This is a genomic window from Bradyrhizobium sp. 62 (assembly GCF_023073035.1).
In the GTDB taxonomy this organism is placed as follows: Bacteria; Pseudomonadota; Alphaproteobacteria; order Rhizobiales; family Xanthobacteraceae; genus Bradyrhizobium.
This window is the reverse complement of record NZ_JADPIT010000019.1, coordinates 89,529-91,511: the sequence shown is the minus strand read 5'-3', so window position 1 is coordinate 91,511 and position 1,983 is coordinate 89,529. Positions and strand designations below refer to the sequence as shown.

The 1,983-nt window shown below is 69.4% G+C and carries 1 protein-coding gene; it reads right to left on the bottom strand.

Going from position 1 to position 1,983, the window contains the following annotated elements; translation table 11 throughout:
- Positions 1-151 precede the first annotated feature (151 nt).
- The coding region (locus IVB47_RS22085) for a tetratricopeptide repeat protein (protein ID WP_247464249.1) at positions 152-1,983 on the bottom strand (1,832 nt) is incomplete at its 5' end.

Sequence of the window (1,983 nt, the reverse complement as noted above, 5' to 3'; positions counted from 1 at the left end):
CGAAAGCCAGGACCCATTATCCCGACTGGTAGTTATCGCGGCAGGCTGTGGCCACACCGTCCTCCAACAACGATCGCTTGTGTTAATGGGTCCTGGCTTTCGCCAGGACGACCAGTCCAGATTTTCGTCAGAGACGGTTGAGTGACCCCTCTCAATGCACCGCCGACGCCGCGCGCTTGGCGGCAACCGGCTTCGGCGCAGGCTTCGCGTTGGCCTGCGGCGCGCTGTCCCAGCCGCCGTTCGGGGCCGCAACATTGACGGCGTCGTCGGGCTGCGGCTCGGCGCTGAAGGTCTGGATCGCGAGCTTGGCGGCGGCGAGCGATTGCGGGTCGAGCCGCTTGGCAACATCATCGCGCTTGGTTGCTGCGTCCGCATCGCCCTGGGCGGCGGCGAGGGTGAACCATTTGTAGGACTCGGCGAGGTTCTGCTCCACCCCGATGCCGCGGGCATAGAGGATCCCGAGGTTGAACTGGCTGTCGGCGACGCCGCGGTCGGCGGCCTTGCGGAACCACAGTGCCGCGCTCTTGTAGTTGGCGCCGCGTCCGCCGCCATCGGCGTCGAGCACCGCGAGATTGTGCATCGCCTTGGCGTTGCCACGCTCGGCCGCCTGCGTGTAGTAGCGGCGGGCGATGTCGGCGTCCTTCTTCACGCCGAGACCCTTTTCGTAGAGTGTCCCGAGGCGGAAGGTCGCGGGTACGACGCCGGCCTGCGCCGCGCGGTCGTACCATTTGGCGGCTTCTTCATAGTTTGCAGCCACGCCCTTGCCCTCGGCAAAGCGCACGCCGATCTCGTAGGCCGCGGTCGCATCGCCCTTCATCGCGGCGGTACGCAAGCCGGGGCCACCGATGCCGTCAGGCAGCTTTTCGGTCGGCGGCACCTGGATCATCGCGAGTTTCGCGCGGCTCGTGCCCGACAGCGCGCCGGTGACGTCGCTGGAGGCCGGCTGCGGCGCTGCGGCAGGCACCGGCGGAATTTCGACCGAGGCCGAGTTGCCAGAATTGGCGGCAGCAGGCGCGGCATTGTTCTGGGATTGCCGGCCGATCGGGGTCGGCGAGGTCATTGACGGCGTGACCTGCTCGGGCGTGGCGGGCTTGTTCTCGACCGGCGGCGGTGCCTGCGGCGCGGGTGCGGGCGACGAATTCTCCATCGCCTGCGGCGACGGTGACGAGCTGCTGCCATCGAGCAGGTTCATCGCCATCTTGAAGGTGCCGAGCACGATCACGACCACGCTCGCGCCGACCAGCAGCGAGCGGATCTTCGAGGTGATGGTCGAACCGCCATCCTTATCGCTGGCCTTACCCTTGTCCTTTGCGCCGCCGACAGACGCCTTGGCGGCCCGGCCTGTTTTCTCGGGTGGCTGCGCGGCGGCGGCTTGCGCTGCGCGGCGCGCGGCCGCGATGAAGCTCGACGACGACACCGGCTCCTTGGGCGCGGCCGGGATTTCGCTGATCGCGCTTTCGGACGCGGCAATGCGCTCCGACGGCGTGGCGATGCGTGCACCCGGCCTTGTGCCCGGCTCGAGCGGATGATCCGGCGGCAGTTCGGGCGCAAGCGCGCCGCGCGTGGGCGCCGTATGCGGCTCCAGGATTTCGCTGATCGCGCGTGGTGGAAGCGGCGGCGCCATCGGCATCGGCGGCGGCGCGGCCGGCGCGGCGGCATGGAATTCGCGCGGCGCGGCGGCGAAGGCGGCGTGCGCCGCCTGCGCGGCGGCCGGATTGGGCAACTCGGGCTTCGGATCGTATTTCGGGTGCTGCTGTGGCTGCGGCCGTGGCTCGCGCGCCATCGGCGCGGGCTCCATGGGAGCGGCCATCGGCATCGGCATCGGCTGCGGCGCAGGGGCGGGCGGCGCGGTGCGCACATTGCGAAGATCGCCCTCGATCATCGAGAGACGATCGACGACGTGGCCAAGGGCGTTGTGGACGGCCTCCAGCGAATCCTGGGTGGTCCGGTTGGTCTCGGCCTGGCTGAAGCGGATGTCGGAGA